This window comes from Geodermatophilus amargosae (genome assembly GCF_900116515.1).
GTDB classification, from domain to species: Bacteria; Actinomycetota; Actinomycetes; order Mycobacteriales; family Geodermatophilaceae; genus Geodermatophilus; species Geodermatophilus amargosae.
This window is the reverse complement of sequence record NZ_FPBA01000002.1, coordinates 291,071-316,661: the sequence shown is the minus strand read 5'-3', so window position 1 is coordinate 316,661 and position 25,591 is coordinate 291,071. Positions and strand designations below refer to the sequence as shown.

Genomic DNA, 25,591 nt, shown 5'->3' with positions numbered 1-25,591 from the left:
ACCCCGTCCTCCTCACGCCCCGCTCCGCGCGGCGTGAGCCTCCGGACGGGGCCTGACGAGCACCGAGGGCCGGTCCAGCTGCTGCTGGGCCGGCCCTCTGGTCGTCCGGGGGTCAGGGCGACGCGGACAGGGCGGCGGTCAGCCTGCGGAGCACGTCCCGGCAGTCGAGCAGCTCGCGGGCGGTGACCCCCGCCTCGGTCAGGACCCGGGCGCGGGCGGCGTCGCCCCGGGCGACGAGCGCCGTCAGCGCCTCGCGGCCGGCGCCGGTGAGGGCCAGCAGCGGGGCGGTGCGGTGGTCGGGGTTGTCGTGCCGGGCCACGAGGCCGTCGGCGACCAGGTCGTCGCCGACGCGCTGCACGGACTGGCGGGCCAGGCCCAGGCGCCGGGCCACGGTCGCCACGGTCGCCGGTCCGCCCGACAACACGCTCAGCACGTGCCAGCGGGCGGAGGTCTGGCCGGTGGTCGCGGCGATCGCCTCGCTGGTCCGGCGGGACGTGCCGGCCAGCTCGTAGACGTCGGCGACCAGCAGCCGGTACGCCTCCTGGACATCGGTCATGTTTGACAGCATACTGTCAAAGCGACAGGACGCTGACAGAAGGATGACCGCGATGCTGGCCGACGTCCTGCACGCCCCGGGGTCCGCGGATCCCGGGCCCGTGGCCCTGTTCGCCCGACTGGAGGGGAGCTGGCACCTGGCCTGGACCGGCCTCGAGCCGGACGGCCGCTGGTCGACCGCCGTGGGGGAGCTGCACGTCGGGCGGGTGCTGGGCGGCCGGGCGGTGCAGGACGTGTGGATCGTGCCCGGCCCGGGGGAGCCGGGCGCCGGCGTCCCCCCGCGCGCCTTCCACGGGACGACGGTCCGCTTCCCCGACCCCTCCGCGCCGGGCATCTGGCGCTCCACCTGGATGGACCCGGTCAACGGGCGGGTCCGCCGCTTCGTCGGCGGCCCCGACGGCGACGGGGGGATCGTGCTGCTCAGCGACGACGAGGACCCGTGGCTGCGGTGGCGGTTCACCGACCTGCGGCCCGACGGCTTCACCTGGTCGGCCGAGTCCTCCTGGGACGCCGGCGCCGGCTGGGTGCACGACGAGCGGATGACCGCCGAGCGCGTGTCCTGAGGCGCAGACGACGGGAGGGCCGGTCCAGCGACTGCTGGACCGGCCCTCCCGTCGTCTTCAGGGGGTGCTCAGACCCCCGCGGCGACGGCGGCGGGCTCCGCGGCGATCAGCCGGGCCCGCTCCTCCTCGCTCATGCCGCCCCACACGCCGTAGGGCTCCCGGACGCTCAGCGCGTGCTTCAGGCAGGCCTCGACGACCGGGCACTTGCCGCAGACGGCCTTGGCGGCGGCCTGGCGACGCGCACGGGCGGGGCCGCGCTCGCCGTCGGGGTGGAAGAACAGCGCGGTGCTCTCACCACGGCAGGAGCCGTGCAGCTGCCAGTCCCACACCTCGGCGACGGGCGTCGGGAGACGGCGGATGTCGGCCATGTCGGTCCTCCTCGGCTCAGTGCGAGCCGGAGGGGGCGGTCCGGTCGCAGGGAGCCGGTGCCCGAGGGTCACGGAGGTCAAACACACCGGGATCGAGCATTTTCCCGGTCCCCGTCTCCCTCCGCAGGGTGATCACGGGTGTTCCCCTCGGTCACTGCCGGTCATGGTGTCTTCCAGGCCGGTGCCGTTCCGGGTCTCGGGACGACCCGGGTGCCCTCCACGGCCGGGGGAGACGAGGAGCACAGCGTGATCGACGACAGGATGCGCGGCCCGGGCCACGGGGCCACGACCGTGTGGGTGTACGACGAGCGCCGTCGGGTCCGTGACGACGTCGCCGCCCGCCTGGTGGCCCTGCCCTTCGTGGGCCGGGTCGAGGTCGTCGGGGACGCCGCCGCCCTCGTGCAGCGCCTGGCCATCCGGCAGCCGGACGTGCTGCTGGTCGGCACGCAGCGCGCCGTGGACACCGGTCTCACCATGGCCAGCCAGGTCATCCGGAACCACCCCGGCATCCCGGTGCTGGTGCTCGGTGCGCCCGACGACGCCGAGACGGTGCGCGCCGCGGTCGCCGTGGGGGCCCGCGGGTACCTCCGCTGGGACGCCAGCGCCCTCGAGATGGGCCTGGGCCTGTCCCGGGTCGGCCTGCGCGCCGACGGCCGCCCGCCGCAGCCCTCGCCGGTGCCGCTGTCCTCGGTCGGCGCGCCCGCCCCGGCCTGGGCCACCCCGCTCAACGGCACCGGGCCGCGCACGGTCAGCACGACCGTCCGCGAGGCCCCGCCGGCCGTCACCCTCTCCATGCGCGAGATGCAGGTGCTCACCGGCATGAGCCAGGGCAAGAGCAACGCCCAGATCGGCCGGGAGCTCTACCTCTCCGAGGACACCATCAAGACCCACGCGCGCCGGCTGTTCCGCAAGCTCGGCGCCAAGGACCGCGCCGAGGCGGTCGCGACGGGCTTCCGCCGCGGCATGATGAGCTGACCAGGACCCCACGCCGAGGGCCCCCTCCGACTGCCGGAGGGGGCCCTCGGCGCGTGTCCAGCCCCAGGTGACGGCACCTGGCCGCCTCCTCCATGGGAGACGCCCTGCGAGGCGTCGGGAGGAGTGGGGGCCGGAGGCTCCCGCGATCGAGCGACGGGAGCGGCTCAGCGCAGGTCGGGACGGCTCCTGGCCGCGGTGTCGGCCGGTCGGCCGACGGGGTGCTCAGTCGTCGCGGGCGTGGCGGCCGCTGCGGCCGGAGCCGGGCTCCTCGCGCTCGGCCACCGCGGCCACCCCGTCGGCGTAGCCGCTGGCGTAGTCCCAGCTGACGTAGTCGTCGGGGTCGGGGTCGAACGGCGGCTCGTGCCGGCCGGTCTGCCCCTCCTCGAGCAGCTGGCGCAGGTTGGCCTGCATCAGCGCCCAGTCGACGTGGTGCTCCTCGTCGCAGTCCGGGCAGTCGACCACGATGCCCTTGATGCCGGTGGGCTCGAGCAGCGTGCGGAACACCTCGAGCTCGGCCAGGTCGTCGAGGACGCCGGCCCGTTCCTCCATCGACAGCGGTGGCGGGTCCGACGGCGAGTCGAAGTCGGGCCCCGGGGCGTCGTCGTCGAACGGGCTCACGGGTGCCTCCTCCCTCGGGGCTGGCGGCGCGGTCGTCCCGGGCCCGGACGCGCGGGCTCGCGCGTCCGGAGGACCACGGTAGCCGCCTGCGCCGACCGTTCCCACGCCCAGCGCCCGGCGGCGTCCAGGGCGCGGGAGGGTCCGGCCTACGATCGGGGACGGTTCCCGCGCGCCCGGCGGGGGCTGACCCGACGGAGAAGGTGGCGGCGATCATGCAGCCCGACGACCACGGCCTTGACGGGCACCGCCCCGAGCTGCCGGCGAAGTTCGCCCCGCTCGGCCTCACCTACGACGACGTCCTGCTCATCCCCGGTGAGTCCGACGTCGTCCCGGCCGAGGTCGACACCAGCAGCCGGCTGACCCGGGGGATCCGGATCGCCGTCCCGCTGCTGTCCAGCGCGATGGACACCGTCACCGAGGCCCGGATGGCCATCGCCATGGCGCGGGTCGGCGGTGTCGGCGTCCTGCACCGCAACCTCGCCGCCGAGGAGCAGGCCGGGCAGGTCGACCTGGTCAAGCGCTCCGAGGCCGGCATGGTCACCAACCCGGTCACCTGCTCGCCGGACAACACCCTCGCCGAGGTCGACGCGCTGTCCGGGCGGTACCGCATCTCCGGCGCCCCGGTGGTCGACGACGAGGGCGTGCTCATCGGCATCGTCACCAACCGCGACATGCGCTTCGAGACCGACCCGCACCGGCTCGTCCGCGACGTCATGACGAAGATGCCGCTGGTCACCGCCCCGGTCGGCGTCGACGCCGACACCGCGCTGCAACTGCTGTCCCAGCACAAGGTCGAGAAGCTGCCGATCGTGGACGACGCCGGGCGGCTGCGCGGCCTCATCACGGTCAAGGACTTCGTCAAGCGCGACCAGTACCCGGACGCCACCAAGGACCCCGACGGCCGACTGGTCGTGGGCGCGGCGCTCGGCGTCGGCGAGGACGCCTACAAGCGGGCCGGGCTGCTGGTCGACGCCGGGGTCGACGTGCTCGTCGTCGACACCGCGCACGGCCACCAGCGGGCCGTCCTCGACATGGTCGCCCGGGTGAGGAAGGACTTCGGCGGCGACGGCGGCGTGCAGGTGATCGGCGGCAACGTGGCCACCCGCGCCGGGGCGCAGGCGCTGGTCGACGCCGGCGCGGACGCGGTGAAGGTCGGCGTCGGCCCGGGCTCGATCTGCACCACCCGGGTGGTCGCCGGGGTCGGCGTCCCGCAGGTCAGCGCCATCTACGAGGCGAGCCTCGCCTGCAGGCCGGCCGGTGTGCCGGTCATCGCCGACGGCGGCCTGCAGTACTCCGGCGACATCGCCAAGGCCCTGGTCGCCGGCGCCGACACCGTGATGATCGGCGGCCTGTTCGCCGGGGTCGAGGAGGCCCCGGGCGAGCTGGTGTTCATGAACGGCAAGCAGTTCAAGACCTACCGCGGCATGGGGTCGCTGGGCGCCATGCAGAAGCGCGGCGACCAGTCCTACAGCCGCGACCGCTACTTCGCCGACGACGTCCTCTCCGACGACAAGCTCGTCCCCGAGGGCATCGAGGGCCAGGTGCCCTACCGCGGGCTGCTGGCCACGGTCGCCCACCAGCTCGTCGGCGGCCTGCGGGCCTCGATGGGCTACGCGGGCGCGGCCACGGTCGCCGACCTGCAGGAGCGCGGCCAGCTCACGCGCATCACGTCGGCCGGCCTGACCGAGAGCCACCCGCACGACATCCAGATGACCGTCGAGGCCCCGAACTACCGAGGACGCTGACGATGCCCGCCCGCGACACCGTCGAGATCGGCCTCAACCGCTTCGCCCGCCGGGGCTACGACCTCGACGAGGTCTCGATCGTCCCGTCCCGCCGCACCCGCGACGTCGACGACGTCTCCACTGCCTGGCAGATCGACGCCTTCCGGTTCGACATCCCGCTGGTCACCAGCCCCAGCGACGCCGTCGTGAGCCCGGCGACGGCGATCGCCGTCGGGCAGGCCGGCGGCCTCGGCGTGCTCAACGCCGAGGGCCTCTGGACCCGCTACGACGACCCGCTGCCGGTCTACCGGCAGCTGCGCGAGGCCGGCGCCGAGGCGCCGCCGCCGGTGTCGCTGCTGCAGCAGGTCTACTTCGAGCCGGTCAAGCCCGACCTGGTCACCGCCCGCATCAAGGAGATGCGCGAGGCCGGGGTGACGACGGCGGTGCGCGTCTCGCCGCAGCACACCGAGCAGCTGGCGCCCACGGTGCTCGCCGCCGGCGTGGACCTGCTGGTCATCCAGGGCACCATCGTCTCCGCCGAGCACGTCACCACCCAGGGCGCGGCGCTCAACCTCAAGTCCTTCATCGCCGACCTCGACGTCCCGGTGATCGTGGGCGGCGCGGCCAACTACACGACGGCGCTGCACCTCATGCGCACCGGCGCGGCCGGCGTGATCGTCGGGGTGGGTGCCGACAGCTTCTCCACCGGTGACGCCGTCATGGGCATCCGCGTGCCCCTCGCCAGCGCGATCGCCGACGCCGCGGCCGCCCGCCGCGACTACCTGGACGAGACCGGCGGCCGGTACGTGCACGTCATCGCCAACGGCCGGATCGAGACCAGCGGCGCGATCGCGCGGGCGCTGGCCTGCGGAGCCGACGCCGTGCAGCTCGGCGAGCCGCTGCGCTCGGCGCGGGAGGCACCGGCCGGCGGCGTGTGGTGGGACTCCGTGGCCGCGCACCCGCGGCTGCCGCGCGGCGGCACCTCGGCGCCGGTCCCGGCGGTGGGCTCGCTGGAGCAGTTGCTCCTCGGACCGGCCGAGACGGCCGACGGCCGGACCAACCTCTTCGGTGCGCTGCGCCGCACGATGGCCAAGACCGGTTACCGCGACCTCAAGGAGTTCCAGCGCGTGGACCTGGTGATCGGTGGCAGTGCACAGGGGAGCAGCGCGTCCTGATGGACTTCCCGACCGTCCTCGTCGTCGACTTCGGCGCGCAGTACGCCCAGCTCATCGCCCGGCGCATCCGCGAGGCCGGCGTCTACTCCGAGATCGTCCCCTCGAGCGTGCCGGCCGAGCAGGTCATCGCCCGCAAGCCCGCGGCCATCGTGCTCTCCGGGGGGCCGTCCAGCGTCTACGCCGAGGGCGCGCCGCAGGTCGACCCGGCGCTGTTCGAGGGCGGGGTCCCGGCGTTCGGGATCTGCTACGGCTTCCAGGCCATGGCGCAGTCGCTCGGCGGCACGGTGGCGCACACCGGCGACCGTGAGTACGGCGGCACGCCGCTGACGGTCACCACCGGCGGCCGGCTGTTCGGCGACCTGCCGGTGCAGCAGTCGGTGTGGATGAGCCACGGCGACGCCGTCAGCACCCCGCCGCCCGGGTTCACCGTCACCGCCACCTCCAGCGGGGCGCCGGTCGCGGCGTTCGAGGACGTCGACCGGAGGCTGGCCGGCGTGCAGTTCCACCCGGAGGTGCGGCACACCGCGCACGGGCAGACCGTGCTCGAGCACTTCCTGTTCGACATCGCCGGCCTCGAGCCCACCTGGACGACGGCGAACGTCGTCGAGGAGCAGGTCGAGCGGATCCGCGAGCAGGTCGGCGAGGGCCGCGCGCTGTGCGCGCTGTCGGGCGGGGTCGACTCCGCCGTCGCCGCGGCGCTGGTGCAGCGGGCCATCGGTGACCGGCTCACCTGCGTCTACGTCGACCACGGGCTGATGCGCGAGGGCGAGACCGAGCAGATCGAGCGCGACTTCGTCGCCGTCACCGGGGTGGACCTGCGGGTGGTCGACGCCCGCGAGCAGTTCCTCGCCGCCCTCGCCGGGATCAGCGACCCCGAGGAGAAGCGCAAGACCATCGGCCGGGAGTTCATCCGGGTCTTCGAGCAGGCCGCCCTCGACGTCGTCGGCGACGCGAAGGAGCACGGCGAGAGCGTCGACTTCCTCGTGCAGGGGACGCTCTACCCCGACGTCGTCGAGTCCGGCGGCGGCACCGGGACGGCGAACATCAAGAGCCACCACAACGTCGGCGGGCTGCCGGAGGACCTGCAGTTCACCCTCGTCGAGCCGTTGCGGACGCTGTTCAAGGACGAGGTGCGCGCGGTCGGCGCGCAGCTCGGGCTGCCCGAGGCGATGGTGTGGCGCCAGCCGTTCCCCGGCCCGGGCCTGGGCATCCGGATCGTGGGCGAGGTGACCCAGGAGCGGCTCGACGTACTCCGCCGGGCCGACGCCATCGTGCGCGCCGAGCTGACCGCCGCCGGGCTGGACCGCGAGATCTGGCAGTGCCCGGTGGTGCTGCTGGCCGACGTCCGCTCGGTGGGCGTGCAGGGCGACGGGCGGACCTACGGGCACCCGGTCGTGCTGCGGCCGGTCTTCAGCGAGGACGCGATGACCGCGGACTGGACCCGGCTGCCCTACGACCTGCTCGCCCGGATCTCGACGCGTATCACCAACGAGGTGCGCGAGGTCAACCGGGTCGTCCTCGACGTCACGAGCAAGCCGCCGGGCACCATCGAGTGGGAGTAGGAGGACCCCGTCGCCCCCCACGCCTCGCAGGCTCGGCGTGGGCCCCTGCGACGGGGCCGTTCCAGCGCCTCACCTGACGGCGTGCGCGTCCGGAGGCGGGGTTCCGTAGACGGCCGGGTCGCGCTCGGGTGCGGGCTCCGGGGTGAGGGCGGCGGCCTCGATGCGGTCCCACCGGAACCAGCGCGGGGCGTCGCGCTCGCGGCACCAGCCGACCAGGTACCAGCGGTCGCCGGTGCGGGCGAGCAGGTGCGGCTCCACCCGCCGGCGCGACGTCGTCCCCCGGCGGTCGCGGTAGGTGATCGCGACGACGCGGCGGCTCGCCAGCGCCTGCTCCACCACCGGCGCCGGGTCGGGGCGGCCGTCCGCGCGCGACCGCACCCACACCCGTCCGCCCAGCCGCTCCGCCTCCGCGCGGGCCTGCGGGCCGAGCACGTCGAGCACCTTCTCCAGCGCCGCGCGGCCGTCGACGGCGAACGGCGCGTCCGCTGCGCCGGCCAGCGCCACGGCGACCGCCACGGCCTGCGCCGGCGTGAGGTTCACCGGCGGGAGCGTGGCCGCGGCGTCGAGGACGTAGCCGCCGCCGGGACCGGAGCTGGCCCAGATCGGGACGCCGGCCTGCTGTAGGGCGCCGACGTCGCGCTTGACCGTGCGCGGCGAGACCTCCAGCCACGCCGCCAGCCGCTGCGCCGTCCGCCCGCGCGGGCCGGCCCGGCGCAGTTCCTCGGTCAGCGCGTGCAACCGGTCGGTGCGGTTCACGCTCCGGATCGTCGCAGGAGACGGTGACAGGACGGTGTCACCGACCCTCCGTCACCGTGGGTCCATGTCGACCGTCGCGCTCTTCCACTCCGTCCTCGGCGTCCGCGAGGGCGTCACCGATGCCGCCGCCCGGCTGCGGGCCGCCGGGCACGAGGTCCTCGTCGTCGACCAGTACGACGGGCGGGTCTTCGACGACTACGGCACGGCCGGCGCGTACGTGGAGGAGGTCGGCTTCCCGGCGCTGATGGCGCGGGCGGCCGACGCCGTCCGCGACCTGCCCGACGGGTTCGTGTCCGCCGGCTTCTCCAACGGCGCCGGGATGGCCGAGTCCGTGGCCACGCAGCGCCGGGTCAGCGGCGTGCTGCTGGTCTCCGGGGCGCTGCCGATGGCGGTCCTCGGGGCGCCGTCCTGGCCGGCCGGGCTCCCGGCGCAGCTGCACCGGGCGACCGGAGACCCGTTCCGGTCCGACGAGTGGGATCGGGCCCTCGCGGACGACGTGGCCGCGGCCGGCGGTGAGCTGGAGGTGTTCGAGTACCCGGTCGACGGTCACCTGTTCACCGACCCGGGCCTGCCCGCCGAGTACGACGCGGCGGCCACCGAGCGGCTCTGGCGCGAGGCGCTGGCCTTCGTCGACCGGGTCACCGGCTGAGGACGCGCGAGGGCCCGGGGAGCTCGTCGCTCCCCGGGCCCTCGTCCTGTCCGCCCCGTGCGGTCAGCCGCGCCTGCGGCGCGCCCTCCGCAGCTCGCTGACCATCAGCGCCACGCCGACGCCGACCAGGACCAGCCACAGCAGCCCGCCGTCGGCCAGGAAGCCGAGCGGCACGGTGACCCCGGCGAGGAAGACCAGCGCGAGGACGACGAAGGCGACGCCGGGCACCAGGGCCACCAGGTCGACGCGGCGCCGGGGCGGCTGCTCGACCGGCAGGAGGGTGGAGCCGTGCTGCCAGTCCTCGGCCAGCGCGCGCTCCTGCCAGGCCGTCGGGGTGGTGGGGAACTCGCTGTAGTCAGGCACGGGACACCTCCAGGTCGCCGACCCCGTGGTCGAAGCTCAGGACGAACTCGGGTTCGTCGTCGCCGCCGGGCGCCCGGTAGTAGCCCTCACCGGAGCTGTCCCCGAACACCTCGGTCTCGCCGATGCCGTGCTCCACCTCGATCCGGACGTCGGCGTCGGCGGGGACGACCACGTCGAGGTCGCCCGCGCCCATCTCGATGCGGACCTCGATCGGCTCGTCGAGGTCGTCGACGTCGACGCGGGACAGGTCGACGTCCATGTCGCCGGCGCCCAGGCGGTAGACCGGGCGGACGTCCTCCGCGGTGGCCGGCTGGTACTCCCGGTCCCCGACACCGGCGTCCTCGGTCAACGTGGGGACCGCCGAGGTGAACAGCAGCGCCAGCGTGAGCACCGAGCCCAGCGCGATCAGTCCGCCGCGTGGCGCCCGTGCCCGGGTCACCGCCGAGGCGACCAGGCCCAGGCCGACGACGAGGAGCGCGGTGGCGAGGAAGCCGCGGGGCCCGGGCTCGAGGTCGGTGTAGCGGGTCACCAGGACCATCAGCCCGACGGCGATGAGCAGGCCCGCGACGGTCAGCCCGGCGACGGGGGAGCGCGGCCCGGGCGGCTCGGCGGGTGCGCCGTCGAGGGCGGCGCGGCGCGGCGCCCTGGGCATGAGGAGCAGGAGCAGCACGTAGACGAGGACGCCGGTGCCGCCCGCGAGGGTCAGGGCGACGAAGCCGACGCGCCACAGCAGCGGGTCGACGCCGCTGTACTCGGCCAGCCCGCCGGCGACGCCGCCGACCATCTTGTCGCTGCGGCTGCGCCGAAGCGTGGGCCGGACGGGTGGCGGGGGCTCGAGGGACGGAGCGGGAGGAGGGAACGGGGCGGTCATGGCACAGAGCGTCCCCGTCCGCCGTCCCGTGCGACATCGGGGAAGGCCCCCATCCGACCCTGGTCCGGCCCGTCCGGGGTCTTCCCGGTACCGGGCGGGGTCCCTGCGGTGCGACGATCGGTGCCGTGACGAGGACGGCGCCCACTCCGGGCGGGACGCCGGCCGGTGCTCCGCCGCCGGTCGGTCCCGTCGCCGTGCCCACAGCAGCTCCGGCGCCGCCCGACGGCGCCCCCGCGGCGACCGGCGGCGTCCTGGTGTCCGCGGGGGCGACCGCCGTGGTGACCGCGTCGGCGGACACCCGCCCGCCGCTCGTGCGCCCGCGGTCGGGACGGCTGCTCGCCGGGGTCGCGGCGGGGACGGCGGCACACCTGCGCACCGACCCGCTCGTCGTCCGTGCGGCGTTCGTCGTCCTCGCGGTGACCGGCATCGGCGTCGTCGCCTACGCGGTGCTGTGGTTCTTCGTGCCGCTGGGCGAGGTGGCCCCCGGCGCCACGTCCCAGCCGAGTCGCCGGCAGGCCGTCGGGCTGGCGTTCTTCGGCCTCGGCGCGCTCGTGCTGGTCACCAACCTCGCCACCTGGGGCAGCAACGACCTCATCGCCCCGCTGCTGCTGGTCGGCGGCGGGCTGGCCGTCATCTGGCGGCAACTGGACACCGACAGCACGCTGGCCCGCCCCGGCGTGCGGTGGGTGCTCGCCGGAGGCGCGGTGCTCGCCGCGCTCGGCCTGGTGCTGCTGCTCGCCACCACCGGCCAGCTGGCCGCCGCCCGCAACGGCTTCGTCGCCACCATCGTCATCCTGGTCGGCGTCGTGCTGGCCACCGCGCCGTTCTGGCGGCGGCTGCTGGACTCGCGCGAGGCCGAGCGCACCGCGCGCGTCCGCTCCGAGGAGCGGGCCGCGGTCGCCGCGCACCTGCACGACTCGGTGCTGCAGACCCTCGCGCTCATCCAGCGGCACGCCGGCGACCACCAGGCCGTCGCCCGGCTGGCCCGGAGCCAGGAGCGCGAACTGCGCAGCTGGCTCTACGAGCCGGCGTCGTCGGCCGGCGGCGGCACCTGGGCGGCGCTGGTCTCGCAGATGGTCGCCGAGGTGGAGGGCGACCACGCGCTGACCGTCGACCCGGTGGTCGTCGGTGACGCCCCCCTCGACGACGCACTGGCCGCCCTCGGCGCGGCCACCCGGGAGGCGCTGCTCAACGCCGCCAAGCACGCCGGGGTCACCTCGGCCGACCTCTACACCGAGGTGGGTGCGCAGTCGGTGTCGGTGTACGTCCGCGACCGCGGCGCCGGGTTCGACCCGGCGACCGTCCCCGCCGACCGCCGCGGCCTGCGCGACTCGGTGACCGGCCGGCTGGCCCGCCTGGGCGGGACGGCGACGGTGCGCTCGGCGCCCGGCGAGGGCACCGAGGTCGAGCTCGTGCTGCCGCGCGAGGCGGCCGCGTGAGCACCCGCGTCTTCCTCGTCGACGACCACGCGATGGTCCGCGCCGGCGTCCGCGCCGAGCTCGGCGACTCCGTCACCGTCGTGGGCGAGGCCGCCGACGCCGACGCCGCGATCGCCGGCATCCGGGCCGCCCGTCCCGACGTCGTGCTGCTCGACGTCCACCTCCCCGGCGGAGGCGGCCGCGCCGTGCTCGAGACGCTGCGCACGGAGCTGCCCGAGGTGCGCTGGCTGGCGCTGTCGGTGTCCGACGCCGCCGAGGACGTCATCGCGGTCATCCGCGCGGGCGCCCGCGGCTACGTCACCAAGACCATCTCCGGGCCGGACCTCCGGTCCGCGGTGCAGCGCGTGGCCGAGGGCGACGTCGTCTTCAGCCCCCGGCTGGCCGGCTTCGTGCTCGACGCCTTCGCCGCCAGCACGCCGTCGGCTCCGGCCGAGGACCCGGCCACCGACCCCGGCCTGGACCTGCTCAGCGCCCGCGAGCGCGAGGTCATGCAGCTGCTGGCCCGCGGCTACACCTACCGGGAGATCGGCTCGCGGCTGTTCATCTCGGTGAAGACCGTGGAGTCGCACGCGTCGAACGTGCTGCGCAAGCTGCAGCTGTCCAACCGCAACGAGCTCACCCGCTGGGCGGCCACCAACCGTCTGCTCTGAGGTGGTCCGGCGGGCAGCAGACCGTCCCGCGCCGGTCACGCAGCGTCAGGAGATGGCGGTGGCGTGTCCGGCGTCACACTCCTCCGGTGATCGGTGGGGCACGCCTCTCAGCTGGCTCTCAGCAGTCTCACAGGCGGACGAGGGGAGCTCCGGACCCGTGGACGCCGTCCTCCGACGGTCGGCAGCGGCCCTGTACCTCCTGACCGCCCCGGACCATCCTCGCCCGATCGGGAACCGGGACGTGTCCGCCGGTCATCGTGGCCCGGCGGACCTGACGAGGGGGAACGGGATGACAGATCGTCGGACGGGGTCCGCGAGGACCGGCACGAAGGCCGTCGCAGCGGCCGCAGGGGGGTTGCTGGTGGCCCTCGCGCTGCCCGCGACCGCTGCGGGGGCGACGCCGGGTGGTCACGGGTGGCCGGCGCACCACGGGGCGCCGGGTGGTCACGGGTGCGAGGACCGCAGCAACAACACCTACGACAAGCTCCTGGAGTGCGTGACGCTCGAAGGCGTCATGGAGCACCTGGAGGAGTTCCAGAAGATCGCCGACAACAGCACGGACCCGGTCTACCCGGGGACCCGGGCCGCAGGCACCGACGGCTACGCGGACAGCGTCGAGTACGTGGCCGGCCTGCTCCGGGACGCCGGTTACGCGGTCACGCTGGACCCGGTGGAGATCACGTTCAACTTCCCGGCGGTGCTCCGCCAGCTCACCCCGGGCGCAGCCGAGTACGAGACCGGCGTCTTCACGGGCAGCGGCTCCGGCGCGGTCGAGGGCCAGGTCATCGCGGTCGACATCAACCTGGAGACGGGCCCGACCGCGGTCTCGACCAGCGGCTGCGAGGCCGCGGACTTCGAAGGTGTCGACTGGAGCGGCGAGAACGACATCGCGCTCGTGCAGCGCGGCACCTGCTTCTTCGGGACCAAGGCCTACTACGCCCAGCAGGCCGGCGCCGAGGCGGTCATCGTCATGAACCAGGGCAACACCCCGGAGCGTGAAGAGCTGATCGTGGCCGACGCCACCAGCGTGGACGAGCCGATCCCAGGGGCTCCGGGGCCGGTCACCCACGGCATCCCCGTGGTCGGCGCGAGCTCCGCGGACGGCCTCGCGCTGGCCGCGGCGACCTCGACCGCGTACGTGAACGTCCTGCCCGCCGAGACCCGCATCGACCACAACGTGATCGCCGAGCTGCCGGGCAAGAACGCCGACAACGTGGTCATGGCCGGCGCGCACCTCGACAGCGTCATCGAGGGGCCGGGCATCAACGACAACGGCTCCGGCTCGGCAGCGATCCTCGAGACGGCGCTGATGATGGCCGACACCAAGCCGCAGAACACACTGCGGTTCGCCTGGTGGGCCGCCGAGGAGCAGGGCCTGGTCGGCTCGGCGGACTACGTCGAGGGGCTGACGCAGGCCGAGCGGGACCGCATCGCGCTCTACATGAACTACGACATGGTCGGCTCACCGAACTACGTCTTCATGGTGTACGACTCCGACGAGTCGACGTTCCCGGCGCCCGAGGGTGTCACCATCCCGCCGGGCTCGATCGCGATCGAGGACCTCTACGAGTCGTACTACACCCATGTCGGTGAGCCCTACGACGACACCGAGTTCTCCGGGCGGAGCGACTACGAGGCGTTCATCCTCGCCGGCATCCCCTCCGGTGGCCTGTTCACCGGCGCCGAGGTCATCAAGACCGAGGAGCAGGCGGCGATCTGGGGCGGCACGGCCGGGGAGCAGTTCGACCCGTGCTACCACCAGGCGTGCGACACCATCGAGAACCTCGACCCGCACGCGCTGGAGGTCAACAGCGACCTGATCGCCTTCGCGATGCTGACGTTCGCGTACTCCACGGAGTCCGTGAACGGCGTGCCGGGCAAGCGGGTCCCCGGCAGGCCGTTCCAGCTGCCGGCGCCTGCCGGCCCCGAGGGCACGTTCGCGGGGGAGGACGGCGGACTGGGTCACCACCACGACGCCTGACACCCCCGACGACGGGGCCGGTCCTCCGGGGCCGGCCCCGTCGTCGCGTCCGCGGCGGTCAGGCGGTGTGCACCACGTGGAAGGCCTCGGCGAGGCGCCCGTCGGGGAGGCCGAAGCGGCGGGCGGTCTGCGCCATCCAGCCCGTGACGAAGGCCTCGAGGTCCTCGACGTGGCTGACCTGGGTCACGTGGCTCTTCAGTGCCGCGAACTTCAGCTCGACGACGTCGGTGACGTCGACGGCGTGGTCGGCCCGCGGGCTGGCGCCCAGCCACACCTCGTCCACCGTCCAGGCCTCCAGGCCGTCGTCGGCCAGCAGCTCGGGGAAGGCGAACGGGTTGCGGGCGTCGGGGTAGACCGCGCGCAGGGTCGACTCGCCCACGGTCATGTGGTCGGGGTGGCTGGCGCCGACCCGCTCGTACCAGCGCTCCGGCGAGCTGGTGAGCACCCGCTGCGGCCGGACCTGCCGGATGACCCGGCTGATGTCCCGGCGCAGGTCGAGCGTCAGCTCCAGCCGCCCGTCGGGGTACCCGAGGAAGCGCACGTCGGTCACCCCGACGGCGGCGGCCGCGGCGCGCTGCTCGTCCCGCCGCAGCGGCCCCATCCGCTCGCGCGGCGTCTCGTCGAACCCGCCGGCGTCGCCGTCGGTGACGATGCAGTAGGTGACCTCGGTGCCGGCCGCCGTCCAGGTCGCCACCGTGCCGGCGCTGCCGAAGTCGACGTCGTCGGGGTGGGCGAGCACGCAGAGGACGCGCTCGACGTGCTCGGCGGGCTTCCGGGGCGCAGGAGCGGTCACCGGCGGAGCGTAGGCGGACCCTCGTCCCTCCGCAGACCGGCCAGCTTGTCCGGGTTGAGCACGACGAAGACCTGCTGCACCAGCCCGTCGGCGACCACCAGCGACACCGCGACGAAGGGGCCGGCGTCGGTCCACGCCGCCACCCCGGGCAGGCCGTTGACCTCCGCCAGGCCGATCCGCAGCCCCGGCAGCGAGGCGCCGTCCGACGCCACCGCGGTCAGGAAGCGGGCCACCTTGTCCGCGCCGGTGATCGGCCGCAGCGCCGCCTTGACCTTGCCACCGCCGTCGGTCACCAGCACCGCACCGGGGGCCAGCGCCGCCAGCAGCGCGTCGACGTCGCCGCCCGTGGTCGCGGCCAGGAACCGCTCGGTGACCTCCCGGTGGGCCTGCGGGTCGGCGTCGAACCGCGGCCGGCGGGCCGCCACGTGCTCCCGGGCGCGGTGGCCGAGCTGCCGGACCGCGGCCTCCGAGCGGCCGAGGACGGCGGCCACCTCACCCGCCGGCACCCCGAAGACCTCGCGGAGGACGAAGACGGCGCGCTCGGCGGGCGAGAGGGTCTCGAGGACGACGAGCAGCGCCAGCGACACCTCGTCGCCGAGCACGGCGTCGTCGGCCGGGTCGCCGGCACCCCCGGTGAGCAGCGGCTCGGGCAGCCAGGGGCCGACGTAGGTCTCCCGGCGGGCGCGGGCGGAGTCGAGCCGGTCGAGGGCCAGCCGGGTGATGACCCGCACCAGGTAGGCGCGCGGGTCGGCGACGTCGTCCCGGTCGGTCGCCGACCAGCGCAGCCAGGCGTCCTGCACCGCGTCCTCGGCGTCGGCGACGCTGCCCAGCATCTGGTAGGCGACGGTGAACAGCAGCCGCCGGTGCGCGTCGAAGGCCGCCAGGACGTCGGTCATGCCCGGGCCGGGAGCTCGCAGCGGTCGCGGAAGCCCTGGCTGTGCAGACCGAGTGCGCTGTTGGCGCGGGCCCGGGAGTTCTCCACGGCGACCATCGTCGTCAGCTCCACCAGGGCAGCGTCGTCGAGGTCGCGCCGCAGGCCGGCGACCATCTCGTCGGTGACGCCCATCGGCGTGGTGCTCATGGCCTCGGCGTACTCGACGACCCGCCGCTCGAGGTCGGTGAGCTCGTCGCTGTCCCGCCAGGTGGGTACCGCCCGCAGCTTGGCGGGGTCGATGCCCTCCTGGACGGTGACCCAGTACCCGAAGTCGACGCACCACGAGCAGCCGACCGTCACCGCCGCCGACATGACGGCGAGCGTCTTGAGCGTCGGGTCGAGCCGGTCCCACCTGGCGAGGGCCTGCTCGTGGCGGAGCTGGGTGACGAGCAGGCGCGGGTGGTGCCCCATCGCGGCGGCCGGGGTGAGCGTCGCGCCGAAGGTGCGGCGCGAGTACCAGTCCACGGCACGGGTGACGAGGGTGCGCGGCGGGTCGAGCGGGATGCGGGCGGTGCTGCTGGGGGTCATGACGGCGTCCTCTCCGACGGGGATGCCCTGGAGACGACGCAGCCGCCCGCGGTGTGACATCGCCGCTACAGACGCCCGCGGCCGTGGCGCAGCAGCATCAGGCCCAGGGTGGCGCCCTCGGGGCCGAGCGCGTCCTGGAAGCGGGCGAGCACCTGCTGCTCGCGCGACAGCGACAGCCGGGTGCCGCCGGCGGCGCTGCGCAGCTGCCCGATCTCGGAGGACACGCTCAGGCGGCGCTGCACGAGCCGGATGATCTCGGCGTCGCAGGCGTCGATCTCGGTCCGCAGCTCGGCGATGCGCTCGTCGGCGGGAAGGGCGCTGCTGGGAAGGGCGCTGCTGGGAAGGGCGCTGCTGGGAAGGGCGGTGCTCATCGTTTCCTCCGGGGCGGGACGGTGGCCGTCGGACCCCGGGAACGAGAAACGCCCCGGGCTCCTCGGGCCCGGGGCGTTCGTTGCGGCGGCTGCTCAGCCAGCGGCGACGGACACCGGAACCCGGTGCCCGTAGGAAAAGCTGGAGGTGGGGAGCAGCACGGCGCAGAGTGTGCCACAGCACGGCCGGAGGTCTCCACAGCTGCCCCGGCGTCGGGCGGTCCTGTCGCTCCTCCGAACTACAGTGGTGTGTCTATGAGCAGCGTGCAGCAGGCCCTCCCCGGAACCGCCGCGCTCCAGCGTTCCGCTCCCGGCTCGGCCGGCCGGGAACTGGACCGGATGCTGGCCGGGCTCAACGGTCCCCAGCGCCAGGCCGTCGTCCACGAGGGCGGGCCGCTGCTCATCGTCGCCGGCGCCGGGTCCGGCAAGACCCGCGTCCTCACCCACCGCGTCGCCTACCTGCTCGGCGCCCGCGGGGTGCAGCCGGGCGAGGTCCTGGCGATCACCTTCACCAACAAGGCCGCCGGTGAGATGAAGGAGCGGGTCGCCCGGCTGGTCGGGCCGCGTGCCCGGGCGATGTGGGTGTCCACGTTCCACTCGATGTGCGTGCGCATCCTGCGCGCCGAGGCCGCCAAGCTGGGCCTCAAGTCGTCGTTCACGATCTACGACCAGGGCGACTCGGTGCGGCTCATGTCGATGGTCGCGCGCGACCTCGACCTCGACGCCAAGCGCTACCCGGGCCGCAGCCTCGCCGCGCAGGTCTCGAACCTGAAGAACGAGCTGGTCGACGAGGAGGCCTACGTCCCGCAGACGGCGCCGGAGAAGGTGCTCGCGGAGGCCTACCGGCTCTACCAGCAGCGGCTGCGCCAGGCGCACGCGATGGACTTCGACGACCTGATCATGACGACGGTGCACCTGCTGCAGGCGTTCCCCGACGTGGCCGAGCACTACCGCCGCCGGTTCCGGCACGTGCTCGTCGACGAGTACCAGGACACCAACCACGCGCAGTACGTGCTGGTCCGCGAGCTGGTCGGCACCGGTGAGGGTCCCGTGCCGCCGGCCGAGCTGTGCGTCGTCGGCGACGCCGACCAGTCGATCTACGCCTTCCGCGGCGCGACCATCCGCAACATCGACGAGTTCGAGCGGGACTACCCGCAGGCCACGACGATCCTGCTGGAGCAGAACTACCGCTCCACGCAGCGGATCCTCAAGGCCGCCAACACCGTCATCGCGAAGAACACCAGCCGTCGTCCCAAGAGCCTCTGGACCGACGCCGGCGACGGCGAGCTCATCGAGGGCTACGTCGCCGAGAACGAGCACGACGAGGCGGCCTGGGTCGCCGAGCAGATCGACGCGCTGGTCGACGAGGGCGCGGCGCAACCCAAGGACATCGCCGTCTTCTACCGGACCAACAACGCCTCGCGTGTGTTCGAGGAGGTGTTCATCCGCGTCGGCATGCCCTACAAGGTCGTCGGCGGGGTGCGCTTCTACGAGCGCAAGGAGGTCCGCGACGCGCTGGCCTACCTCAAGGTGGTCGCCAACCCGGCCGACGTCGTCAGCCTGCGCCGGGTGATCAACACGCCCAAGCGCGGCATCGGCGACAAGGCCGAGTCCTGCATCGAGCAGTTCGCCGACCGCGAGCGGATCGCCTTCGCCACCGCGCTGCGCCGCTGCCCGGAGATCACCACGCTGGCGCCGCGCTCGCTCAAGGCGCTGCAGGAGTTCGTGGCCCTGCTGGAGGAGTTCGAGCAGCTCGTCGAGACCGGCTCCGGCCCGGCCGCGCTGCTGGAGAGCATCCTCGACCGCACCGGCTACCTCGCCGAGCTCGAGGCCAGCACCGATCCGCAGGACGAGGGCCGCGTCGACAACCTCAACGAGCTCATCTCGGTGGCCGCCGAGTTCGAGGCCGCCAACCCCGGCGGCACGGTCACCGACTTCCTCGAGCAGGTCTCGCTGGTGGCCGACGCCGACCAGATCCCCGTGACCGGCGACGACGCCGGCGTCGTCACGCTGATGACGCTGCACACCGCCAAGGGCCTGGAGTTCCCCGTCGTGTTCCTGACCGGCCTCGAGGACGGCGTGTTCCCGCACCTGCGTGCCCTCGGCGACCCGCGGGAGCTGGAGGAGGAGCGGCGGCTGGCCTACGTCGGCATCACCCGCGCCCGGCAGCGGCTGTTCCTGTCCCGCGCCACCGTGCGCACCAGCTGGGGGCAGCCGGCCTACAACCCGCCGTCGCGGTTCCTCGACGAACTGCCGTCCGACACCGTCCACTGGGCGCGCACAGACCCGACGCCGGCGCCGAGCACCGGCTACGGGTCGGCCCAGTCGCGGGTCGCGGCCACCGGGCTGTCCACCGGCGGGCTGCGCGGCGGCGCGGGCAACCGGCAGGTCATCTCCGTCGACGTCGGCGACCGGGTCAGCCACGACGCGTTCGGTCTCGGCACGGTGGTCGAGGTCAACGGCGCGGGCGACAAGGCCCAGGCGACGGTCGACTTCGGCTCCGGCGGCACCAAGCGCCTCGTCCTGCGCTACGCCCCGCTCGTCAAGCTCTAGGCCCGAGGAGCGGAGGCCCAGGCGCTCCTGCGGTGTTCGCTGAGCTCTTGCGGTGCTGCACCGCCGCGGGAGCGTGGCCGGCACCGCACGAGCCGGACCTGCACCGGGCGGGCGGGGTGCACTGCCGGTGTTCCTCGTGCCCTGCGGGTGCTGCAGTGCCCGCAGACCGCGAAGAACGCCGGCGATGCGGCCGGAGGTCGCCAGGTGGTGGGGCTCAGATGGTGACGCCGTGGTCGGCGAGCCAGTCCTCGGGGTCGATCGGCCGGCCGGTCATGCCGCCGCGGTGGATCTCGTAGTGCAGGTGCGGGCCGGTGGACTGGCCCTCGTTGCCGATCTTGGCAATCTGGTCGCCGGCGTGCACGATCTGGCCGGCCTCGACGTCGTAGTAGCGCATGTGGCCGTAGACGTGCACGTTCCCGTCGGCGTCCTGGATGTAGACCGCGTTGCCGTAGCCGGAGGCGCGGCCGGCGCGCAGCACGACGCCGTCGGTGGCCGAGTGGATCGGCGTGCCGAGCGGGCCGGCGAGGTCGATGCCGTAGTGCATCGAGCCCCAGCGCATGCAGAAGCACGTGGTGAGGCGGCCCGACGTGGGCAGGGCGGTCTGCGGCTCGCGGGCGGCGCGGGAGGCGGCCAGCTCGGACAGCCGGACGGCGGCCTCGGCCTGGGTGATGCCCTGGCGGACGCCGGCCTCCTCCATCTCGCCGGTCAGCCCGATGTCGGCGGCGCCCAGCCCGTAGTCGGCGGCGCTGACCGACGCGGCCGGGGCCGGTGTCCCGCCGGACAGGGCGGGGATGCCGGCGACGAGTGCGCCGGCGACGAGCGCGCCCAGCCACAGCGGTCCACGGCGGCCGGGGGGACGGCGGACCGAACGGCGCGCACCGGTCTCGGCGGACTGCTCGGTGGACCGCTCGGCGGTCTCCTCGACCGGTCCGGCGGACACGTCCTCGTCGGCGGACACGTCCTCGTCAGCGGACACGTGCTCGCCGGCGATCACGTGCTCGTCGGCGGGGGAGTCCTCGACGGCGGCACGGGGAGCCGGCACGGACGGGACCGCGGGCCGGCGGAGCGGGGGCAGGCCGGCCCTCCCCAGCGGGCCGGCGGAGATGCGGCCGGTCGCCTCGGGCTCGGCCGGCCGGCGGCCGGTCGCCGCGGGCTCGAGGAGCGAGGTCACGCCGACACCCTTCGTCCACGCACCCGGGACGACCGCACGGAGCGGTCCGTCGGGGGAGCGACGGTGGTGGAGACGCCCGGGAGGGCGCCCGCCGGTGGGTACCGGCGCCGTGATCGGACCGTAACGTTCCGTCAGGGCCGACCGCGGGAGGCGACGCTGTGTGTCGCCAAATCTCCTACGAGTGAGGAGACGGTCAGGCGGCGGAGGCCAGCGGCGCGTGAGCGGCGGGGCGCAGCCCGGCGAGGGTCGCGGCCACCTCGTCGACGACGCCGCGGTGGAACGGCAGCGACATGTGCCCCACGCCTCGCACGAGGACGTTGCGCGCCCGCAGGTCCGGGTGGTCGCAACGGCCGAGCCGCGTGGGGACGACGAGCTGGTCGAGGTTGCTGTAGACGGCGGTCGTCGGCGTCGACCAGTCCGGCGCGGGCTCGGCGAGCTCCTGCAGCAGTGCCGACCCCGGCCGCAGCTGGCGCACCATCGGCGTCGGAAGCAGGTGGGCCAGCACCGAGCCGCCGTGCGGCGTGCCCAGGGTGACCAGCGACTCGACCCGCCGGCCGCCGCCCTGCCGCTGCACGTAGTGCCGCGAGATGAGCCCGCCGAGGCTGTGGCCCACGAGGTGCACGCGGTCGTGGCCGGTCTGGGCGCAGATGCGCTCGACGTGCTCGCCGAGGTCGCGGGCGCCCTCGGCGACGTCACCGAGCAGCGGGCTGTAGTTCCAGGTGCAGACCTGGGCGAAGCCGCGCCGGCGCAGCCCGCGCCGCATCACGGTGAAGATCGACCGGTTGTCGATGAGCCCGTGGACGAGCAGGACGGGGATGCGCGCGGCGAGCGGGTCGGCGGCGAAGAGCGCGCGCACGCTCGGCGGCTGCTCACCCGGCCGGCAGCGCGGGTCCAGCCGGAGCTGCTCCTTGCGGGTGCCGAGCGGGTAGAGCAGCGCGTGCGCGCCGACCCAGGCCAGCTCGGTGAGCCCGCCGGCGACGGCCACGGGGGTGACCAGGGAGCGCAGGGCGGCCCGTGGCGTTCCCGGGGAGAGCTCGTCGGTGTGCCACCCTGGACGGCACCCGGGGTCGCCGGTCGCGCGCATGGACGTCCTCCCCGTTCGGCGGCCGCGGCGGCGTCCCGGGACCCGGGTCCGTCGTGGCGGAGCACCTGAGTGGTGCTCTGTTCACGGGACGGTAATGCCCTGGTGTGTCCACGGTCACACAGACGGTGCGGGGATCTCGACGAGATCGATACCGGAACGCAACACATCCTGACGAAGGGGGACCCGTGGCCGGCCGTGAGAGCTCAGCCCGCGACGACCGGCCCCGCGGCGCGGCGGGCGCCCGCCGCACCACGACCGCCGGTGCCCGCAGGACCGGGTCGCCCCGGGCCGGTGACCGGCGGACCGGCACGGGCCCCGCTGCCGACCGGCGACCGGCCCGCCCCGCGGCCGGTGCCGTCGCGCCTGCACCGGGCGACGGCCTGGTCGTCGGGGACCCACCCGGTGCCGCCCGCGCCGTCGGCGTCCTGCTCGTGCTCGCCGGTCCCGCGGGCGTGGCCGCGCTCCTCCCGACCTACCTCGTCGTCGGCGGCCGCGAACTCGCGCTGGCCGGTGGCCTCGGCGGCGCGCTGGCCGGCCTCGTCGTCCCGCTGACCGCGGTGGCGGTGGGAGCGGGACTGGCGGCCGGGCGGGTGCCGCGCTTCGGGCTGGCCTACGCCGGCGTCGGCGGCGCGCTGGCTCTCGGCGCGATGCTCATCGAGGTCTACCGCGGCAGCACCTCCACCGTCCGCCCGGGCATCGAGGTGCTCGCCGGCGAGCGCGTGCTCACCAGTTCCGTGCAGACCGGCGGCGGGTGGTGGCTGCAGGTCGCCGCGCTGGCGCTGACCGTCGTCGCCGGGGTCCTCGCCGCGGCGTCGTGGAACCGCACGGTCATGGAGGACCGCGGCGCGCTCGACCCGGCCCGCCCCGGACTGGCCGGCGCCGCCGTCGTGCTCGGCGTCCTCACGGTGCTCTGCCTGGCGCTCCCGGCCGCCGACGTCCCTGACCGGATCGTCGCCGACCCGTCCACCGGCCTGGAGGTCGTGGTCGAGCAGCCGGGCCCGCAGGCGCTGCTCGAGCGGCCCGGCCTGGCGCTGCTCGGCGGTCTGCTCCTCGCCGGCGCGGTGCTGCTCGGGTCGGTGCTCGCCCCCTCGCTGCGGCCGCGGCTGGCCGCGGTCGGCGGCTTCCTCGCCGTCGCGGTGACGGTGCTCGCCGCCGGGCTGGGCGGTCTGCGCGACGCCGTCGCCTCCGACGAGCTGGACTGGACCGTCCCCGGCGCGGGGCTGCTGGCCGCGGGGCTGGCCTACGTCCTGCTCACGGTCCTCGCCTGGCGGCTGCGCCGCACCTCCTCGTGACGGCGGGCGAGCGGCTGCGCGTCGTCGTCGCCGGCCCCGACGGGCAGCACGACCCGCGGGCGGTCGCCCTCGCCCGCGCGCTGCGCGACTCCGGCGCCGAGGTGGTCCTGACCGGCGAGGTCACCTCGGCCGGCCGGCTGGCCGCGACCGTCGTCCAGGAGGACGCCGACGCGGTCGGGGTGGCCGGGGCGCCACCGGACCTGCTCGCCGAGGTGCTGGACCGGCTGTCCGCCGCCGGCGTCGACGACGTCACCGCCTTCGTCCTGGGCTCGACCGCCGGTCTCCCGCAGGGCGTCCGCGGGTTCGCCGACGGCGCCGCACCCGACGACGTCGTCGCCGCGCTGCGCGAGGCCGCCGGCGGGCCGTGAGCCCGGGCACGGCCCCCGATGCCGGTGCGGCGGCCGGATGGGACGAGGTTTACGGTCCCTGTTCGTGGATCTCTTCGAGTACCAGGCGCGTGACCTGCTGGCCTCGCACGGCGTGCCCGTGCTGCCCGGCGGCGTGGCCGAGACACCCGACCAGGCCGAGGCGATCGCCCGCGAGATCGGGCAGACCGTCGTCGTCAAGGCGCAGGTGAAGACCGGCGGCCGCGGCAAGGCCGGCGGCGTCAAGCTCGCCGACGACGCCGCGGAGGCCAAGGCGCGCGCCCAGGACATCCTCGGCCTGGACATCAAGGGGCACATCACCCACAAGGTGATGGTGGCCCAGGCCAGCGACATCGCCGAGGAGTACTACTTCTCCTACCTGCTCGACCGGGGGAACCGCACCTTCCTGGCCATGGCCTCGAAGGAGGGCGGCATGGAGATCGAGCAGCTCGCCGTCGAGCGGCCCGAGGCGCTGGCCCGCATCCCGGTCGACGCCAGCAAGGGCGTCGACGAGGCCAAGGCCGCCGAGATCGTCGACGCCGCCGGCTTCCCCGCCGAGGTCCGCGACCAGGTCATCGCCATCGCCGTGCAGCTGTGGGACGTCTTCTCCAAGGAGGACGCCACGCTCGTCGAGGTCAACCCGCTGGCCAAGGCCCCCGACGGCACCGTGCTCGCGCTCGACGCGAAGGTGACCCTCGACGAGAACGCCTCCTTCCGTCAGCCCGAGCACGCCGCGCTCGAGGACGCCGCCTCCGCCGACCCGCTCGAGGCCGCGGCCAAGGAGAAGGACCTCAACTACGTCAAGCTCGACGGCGAGGTCGGGATCATCGGCAACGGCGCCGGTCTGGTCATGAGCACCCTCGACGTCGTCGCCTACGCCGGGGAGGAGTTCGGCGGCGTCAAGCCGGCCAACTTCCTCGACATCGGCGGTGGCGCCTCCGCCGAGGTCATGGCCAACGGCCTGCACATCATCCTGGGTGACCCGGCCGTCAAGAGCGTCTTCGTCAACGTCTTCGGCGGGATCACCGCCTGCGACGCCGTCGCCAACGGCATCGTCAGCGCGCTGGGCATCCTCGGCGACGAGGCGACCAAGCCGCTGGTCGTCCGGCTCGACGGCAACAACGTCGAGGAGGGCCGCCGGATCCTCGCCGAGGCCAACCACCCGCTGGTGACCGTGGTGGACACGATGGACGGCGCCGCGCGCCGGGCCGCCGAGCTCGCCGCCTGATCGCCGTCCCGACTCCCGACAGGACACCAGAATGTCGATCTTCCTCAACGAGAACAGCAAGGTCATCGTCCAGGGCATGACCGGCTCGGAGGGGCGCAAGCACACCCAGCGCATGCTCGCCTCCGGCACCGCCATCGTCGGCGGCGTCAACCCGAAGAAGGCGGGCGAGAACGTCGACTTCGACGGCGCCAGCGTGCCGGTGTTCGGCAGCGTGTCCGACGCGATGAAGGAGACCGGCGCCGACGTCAGCGTCATCTTCGTGCCGCCGGCCAGCGCCAAGGGCGCGGTCATCGAGGCCGTCGACGCCCAGATCGGGCTCGCCGTCGTCATCACCGAGGGCATCCCGGTGCACGACTCGACCTACTTCTGGGCGCACGCCCAGGGCGGCTCCACCCGGATCATCGGCCCGAACTGCCCCGGCCTGATCAGCCCCGGGCGCTCCAACGCCGGCATCATCCCGGCCAACATCACCAAGCAGGGCAAGATCGGCCTGGTCAGCAAGTCGGGCACGCTGACCTACCAGATGATGTACGAGCTCCGGGACATCGGTTTCTCCACCGCGATCGGCATCGGTGGCGACCCGGTCATCGGCACCACGCACATCGATGCCCTCCAGGCGTTCCAGGACGACCCGGAGACCGAGGCCATCGTCATGATTGGTGAGATCGGTGGCGACGCCGAGGAACGCGCGGCCGACTTCGTCAAGGCCAACGTCACCAAGCCGGTCGTCGGCTACGTGGCCGGCTTCACCGCCCCCGAGGGCAAGACGATGGGCCACGCCGGCGCGATCGTGTCCGGCTCGGCCGGCACCGCGCAGGCCAAGAAGGAGGCCCTCGAGGCCGCCGGGGTCAGGGTCGGCAAGACGCCGTCGGAGACCGCGCGTCTCATGCGGGAGATCGTCGGCTCCTGAGGCCGGCCAAGCCGTCGTGCTGCCCCGGTCCCCGTCCTCGGGGGCCGGGGCAGCGGCGTCGAGCAGCCCGGTTGCGAGGCGGTCACGATCTCGCCCGTGCTGGTGAGACGCGCGCG

The 25,591-nt window shown here is 74.5% G+C and carries 26 protein-coding genes; 14 read left to right on the top strand and 12 right to left on the bottom strand.

Features of this window, described 5'->3' with window-relative positions:
• Positions 1-112: 112 nt before the first annotated feature.
• On the bottom strand, positions 113-556 hold the full coding sequence (locus tag BM414_RS04100; protein WP_093578150.1) for a MarR family winged helix-turn-helix transcriptional regulator: 444 nt from the start codon (positions 554-556) through the stop codon (positions 113-115).
• A 43-nt stretch (positions 557-599) separates the two neighbouring features.
• Here BM414_RS04100 and BM414_RS04095 point away from each other — a divergent pair, with 43 nt between their 5' ends.
• The gene (locus BM414_RS04095; RefSeq protein WP_093578149.1) at positions 600-1,118 is read left to right on the top strand and encodes a hypothetical protein; all 519 of its coding nucleotides are present in this window, start codon (positions 600-602) and stop codon (positions 1,116-1,118) included.
• Positions 1,119-1,186: 68 nt separating this feature from the next.
• Here the strand turns inward: BM414_RS04095 and BM414_RS04090 are convergent, their stop codons facing one another.
• The gene (locus BM414_RS04090; RefSeq protein WP_093578148.1) at positions 1,187-1,486 is read right to left on the bottom strand and encodes a WhiB family transcriptional regulator; all 300 of its coding nucleotides are present in this window, start codon (positions 1,484-1,486) and stop codon (positions 1,187-1,189) included.
• A gap of 246 nt (positions 1,487-1,732) precedes the next feature.
• Here BM414_RS04090 and BM414_RS04085 point away from each other — a divergent pair, with 246 nt between their 5' ends.
• Entirely contained in the window at positions 1,733-2,461 is a 729-nt protein-coding gene (locus BM414_RS04085; protein ID WP_093578147.1) for a helix-turn-helix transcriptional regulator, read from the top strand.
• Positions 2,462-2,683: 222 nt separating this feature from the next.
• On the opposite strand, the gene BM414_RS04080 is transcribed toward BM414_RS04085, so the two are convergent.
• Positions 2,684-3,079, bottom strand: coding sequence for a DUF5319 family protein (locus tag BM414_RS04080; RefSeq protein ID WP_093578146.1), 396 nt, complete (start codon positions 3,077-3,079; stop codon positions 2,684-2,686).
• A gap of 212 nt (positions 3,080-3,291) precedes the next feature.
• Here BM414_RS04080 and guaB point away from each other — a divergent pair, with 212 nt between their 5' ends.
• From guaB to guaA, 3 genes are read left to right on the top strand one after another with little or no spacing between them, the layout of a single operon-like run.
• Positions 3,292-4,824, top strand: coding sequence for an IMP dehydrogenase (gene guaB, locus BM414_RS04075; RefSeq protein ID WP_093578370.1), 1,533 nt, complete (start codon positions 3,292-3,294; stop codon positions 4,822-4,824).
• A 2-nt stretch (positions 4,825-4,826) separates the two neighbouring features.
• A complete protein-coding gene (locus BM414_RS04070) occupies positions 4,827-5,978 on the top strand; it encodes a GuaB3 family IMP dehydrogenase-related protein (protein ID WP_093578145.1) in 1,152 nt (383 codons plus the stop codon).
• Positions 5,978-7,540 carry a glutamine-hydrolyzing GMP synthase gene (gene guaA / locus BM414_RS04065; RefSeq protein WP_093578144.1) on the top strand — a complete coding sequence of 521 codons (1,563 nt, stop codon included), beginning with the start codon at positions 5,978-5,980 and terminating at the stop codon, positions 7,538-7,540. The genes BM414_RS04070 and guaA overlap by 1 nt, the downstream gene beginning before the upstream one ends.
• A 69-nt stretch (positions 7,541-7,609) precedes the next feature.
• On the opposite strand, the gene BM414_RS04060 is transcribed toward guaA, so the two are convergent.
• Positions 7,610-8,296 carry a helix-turn-helix transcriptional regulator gene (locus BM414_RS04060; protein ID WP_093578143.1) on the bottom strand — a complete coding sequence of 229 codons (687 nt, stop codon included), beginning with the start codon at positions 8,294-8,296 and terminating at the stop codon, positions 7,610-7,612.
• Positions 8,297-8,360: 64 nt separating this feature from the next.
• Here BM414_RS04060 and BM414_RS04055 point away from each other — a divergent pair, with 64 nt between their 5' ends.
• On the top strand, positions 8,361-8,945 hold the full coding sequence (locus tag BM414_RS04055; protein WP_093578142.1) for a dienelactone hydrolase family protein: 585 nt from the start codon (positions 8,361-8,363) through the stop codon (positions 8,943-8,945).
• A 63-nt stretch (positions 8,946-9,008) separates the two neighbouring features.
• Here the strand turns inward: BM414_RS04055 and BM414_RS04050 are convergent, their stop codons facing one another.
• Positions 9,009-9,308, bottom strand: a complete 300-nt coding sequence (locus BM414_RS04050) for a hypothetical protein (protein ID WP_093578141.1) — start codon at positions 9,306-9,308, stop codon at positions 9,009-9,011.
• A complete protein-coding gene (locus BM414_RS04045) occupies positions 9,301-10,179 on the bottom strand; it encodes a PspC domain-containing protein (RefSeq protein ID WP_093578140.1) in 879 nt (292 codons plus the stop codon). Before BM414_RS04045 ends, BM414_RS04050 begins: the two co-directional genes overlap by 8 nt.
• A 194-nt stretch (positions 10,180-10,373) precedes the next feature.
• Here BM414_RS04045 and BM414_RS04040 point away from each other — a divergent pair, with 194 nt between their 5' ends.
• The 3 genes from BM414_RS04040 to BM414_RS04030 all read left to right on the top strand — a co-directional run bounded on the left by BM414_RS04040 (position 10,374) and on the right by BM414_RS04030 (position 14,249).
• Positions 10,374-11,618: an ATP-binding protein gene (locus BM414_RS04040; RefSeq protein WP_245784471.1), complete on the top strand. Its 1,245-nt coding sequence runs from the start codon at positions 10,374-10,376 to the stop codon at positions 11,616-11,618.
• Entirely contained in the window at positions 11,615-12,268 is a 654-nt protein-coding gene (locus BM414_RS04035) for a response regulator (protein ID WP_093578139.1), read from the top strand. The genes BM414_RS04040 and BM414_RS04035 overlap by 4 nt, the downstream gene beginning before the upstream one ends.
• Before the next feature lie 361 nt (positions 12,269-12,629).
• The gene (locus BM414_RS04030; RefSeq protein ID WP_217644536.1) at positions 12,630-14,249 is read left to right on the top strand and encodes a M28 family metallopeptidase; all 1,620 of its coding nucleotides are present in this window, start codon (positions 12,630-12,632) and stop codon (positions 14,247-14,249) included.
• Positions 14,250-14,307: 58 nt separating this feature from the next.
• Here the strand turns inward: BM414_RS04030 and BM414_RS04025 are convergent, their stop codons facing one another.
• The 4 genes from BM414_RS04025 to BM414_RS04010 all read right to left on the bottom strand — a co-directional run bounded on the left by BM414_RS04025 (position 14,308) and on the right by BM414_RS04010 (position 16,875).
• Positions 14,308-15,042 carry a PIG-L deacetylase family protein gene (locus BM414_RS04025; protein WP_093578137.1) on the bottom strand — a complete coding sequence of 245 codons (735 nt, stop codon included), beginning with the start codon at positions 15,040-15,042 and terminating at the stop codon, positions 14,308-14,310.
• The gene (gene sigJ / locus BM414_RS04020; protein WP_093578136.1) at positions 15,039-15,938 is read right to left on the bottom strand and encodes an RNA polymerase sigma factor SigJ; all 900 of its coding nucleotides are present in this window, start codon (positions 15,936-15,938) and stop codon (positions 15,039-15,041) included. The genes BM414_RS04025 and sigJ overlap by 4 nt, the downstream gene beginning before the upstream one ends.
• Positions 15,935-16,504 (bottom strand): carboxymuconolactone decarboxylase family protein, encoded by a 570-nt coding sequence (locus BM414_RS04015; protein ID WP_093578135.1) that lies wholly within the window; start codon positions 16,502-16,504, stop codon positions 15,935-15,937. The genes sigJ and BM414_RS04015 overlap by 4 nt, the downstream gene beginning before the upstream one ends.
• 65 nt (positions 16,505-16,569) lie before the next feature.
• Positions 16,570-16,875 (bottom strand): chorismate mutase, encoded by a 306-nt coding sequence (locus BM414_RS04010; protein WP_093578134.1) that lies wholly within the window; start codon positions 16,873-16,875, stop codon positions 16,570-16,572.
• A 252-nt stretch (positions 16,876-17,127) separates the two neighbouring features.
• On the opposite strand from BM414_RS04010, the gene pcrA reads away from it, so the two are divergent.
• On the top strand, positions 17,128-19,425 hold the full coding sequence (gene pcrA, locus BM414_RS04005; protein WP_093578133.1) for a DNA helicase PcrA: 2,298 nt from the start codon (positions 17,128-17,130) through the stop codon (positions 19,423-19,425).
• A gap of 214 nt (positions 19,426-19,639) precedes the next feature.
• Here the strand turns inward: pcrA and BM414_RS04000 are convergent, their stop codons facing one another.
• Both BM414_RS04000 and BM414_RS03995 read right to left on the bottom strand, forming a co-directional pair.
• Positions 19,640-20,596 carry a peptidoglycan DD-metalloendopeptidase family protein gene (locus BM414_RS04000; RefSeq protein WP_245784470.1) on the bottom strand — a complete coding sequence of 319 codons (957 nt, stop codon included), beginning with the start codon at positions 20,594-20,596 and terminating at the stop codon, positions 19,640-19,642.
• Positions 20,597-20,789: 193 nt separating this feature from the next.
• Positions 20,790-21,680, bottom strand: a complete 891-nt coding sequence (locus BM414_RS03995) for an esterase/lipase family protein (protein WP_093578132.1) — start codon at positions 21,678-21,680, stop codon at positions 20,790-20,792.
• A 185-nt stretch (positions 21,681-21,865) separates the two neighbouring features.
• On the opposite strand from BM414_RS03995, the gene BM414_RS03990 reads away from it, so the two are divergent.
• The 4 genes from BM414_RS03990 to sucD all read left to right on the top strand — a co-directional run bounded on the left by BM414_RS03990 (position 21,866) and on the right by sucD (position 25,475).
• Entirely contained in the window at positions 21,866-22,972 is a 1,107-nt protein-coding gene (locus BM414_RS03990) for a hypothetical protein (RefSeq protein WP_245784469.1), read from the top strand.
• Positions 22,969-23,340: a cobalamin B12-binding domain-containing protein gene (locus BM414_RS03985; RefSeq protein ID WP_093578131.1), complete on the top strand. Its 372-nt coding sequence runs from the start codon at positions 22,969-22,971 to the stop codon at positions 23,338-23,340. The genes BM414_RS03990 and BM414_RS03985 overlap by 4 nt, the downstream gene beginning before the upstream one ends.
• A 64-nt stretch (positions 23,341-23,404) precedes the next feature.
• Entirely contained in the window at positions 23,405-24,565 is a 1,161-nt protein-coding gene (sucC, locus tag BM414_RS03980) for an ADP-forming succinate--CoA ligase subunit beta (protein ID WP_093578130.1), read from the top strand.
• Between the two features lie 31 nt (positions 24,566-24,596).
• Complete coding sequence (gene sucD / locus BM414_RS03975; protein ID WP_093578129.1) at positions 24,597-25,475, top strand: succinate--CoA ligase subunit alpha; 879 nt, start codon at positions 24,597-24,599, stop codon at positions 25,473-25,475.
• Positions 25,476-25,591: the final 116 nt, after the last annotated feature.

Bases quoted from the DNA above. Each gene is read 5' to 3' on its own strand.
- BM414_RS04100 (WP_093578150.1), bottom strand. From the start codon at position 556: ATGACCGATGTCCAGGAGGCGTACCGGCTGCTGGTCGCCGACGTCTAC.
- BM414_RS04095 (WP_093578149.1), top strand. From the start codon at position 600: ATGACCGCGATGCTGGCCGACGTCCTGCACGCCCCGGGGTCCGCGGAT.
- BM414_RS04090 (WP_093578148.1), bottom strand. From the start codon at position 1,486: ATGGCCGACATCCGCCGTCTCCCGACGCCCGTCGCCGAGGTGTGGGAC.
- guaB (WP_093578370.1), top strand. From the start codon at position 3,292: ATGCAGCCCGACGACCACGGCCTTGACGGGCACCGCCCCGAGCTGCCG.
- BM414_RS04070 (WP_093578145.1), top strand. From the start codon at position 4,827: ATGCCCGCCCGCGACACCGTCGAGATCGGCCTCAACCGCTTCGCCCGC.
- guaA (WP_093578144.1), top strand. From the start codon at position 5,978: ATGGACTTCCCGACCGTCCTCGTCGTCGACTTCGGCGCGCAGTACGCC.
- BM414_RS04055 (WP_093578142.1), top strand. From the start codon at position 8,361: ATGTCGACCGTCGCGCTCTTCCACTCCGTCCTCGGCGTCCGCGAGGGC.
- BM414_RS04045 (WP_093578140.1), bottom strand. From the start codon at position 10,179: ATGACCGCCCCGTTCCCTCCTCCCGCTCCGTCCCTCGAGCCCCCGCCA.
- sigJ (WP_093578136.1), bottom strand. From the start codon at position 15,938: ATGACCGACGTCCTGGCGGCCTTCGACGCGCACCGGCGGCTGCTGTTC.
- BM414_RS04015 (WP_093578135.1), bottom strand. From the start codon at position 16,504: ATGACCCCCAGCAGCACCGCCCGCATCCCGCTCGACCCGCCGCGCACC.
- BM414_RS04010 (WP_093578134.1), bottom strand. From the start codon at position 16,875: ATGAGCACCGCCCTTCCCAGCAGCGCCCTTCCCAGCAGCGCCCTTCCC.
- pcrA (WP_093578133.1), top strand. From the start codon at position 17,128: ATGAGCAGCGTGCAGCAGGCCCTCCCCGGAACCGCCGCGCTCCAGCGT.
- BM414_RS03995 (WP_093578132.1), bottom strand. From the start codon at position 21,680: ATGCGCGCGACCGGCGACCCCGGGTGCCGTCCAGGGTGGCACACCGAC.
- sucD (WP_093578129.1), top strand. From the start codon at position 24,597: ATGTCGATCTTCCTCAACGAGAACAGCAAGGTCATCGTCCAGGGCATG.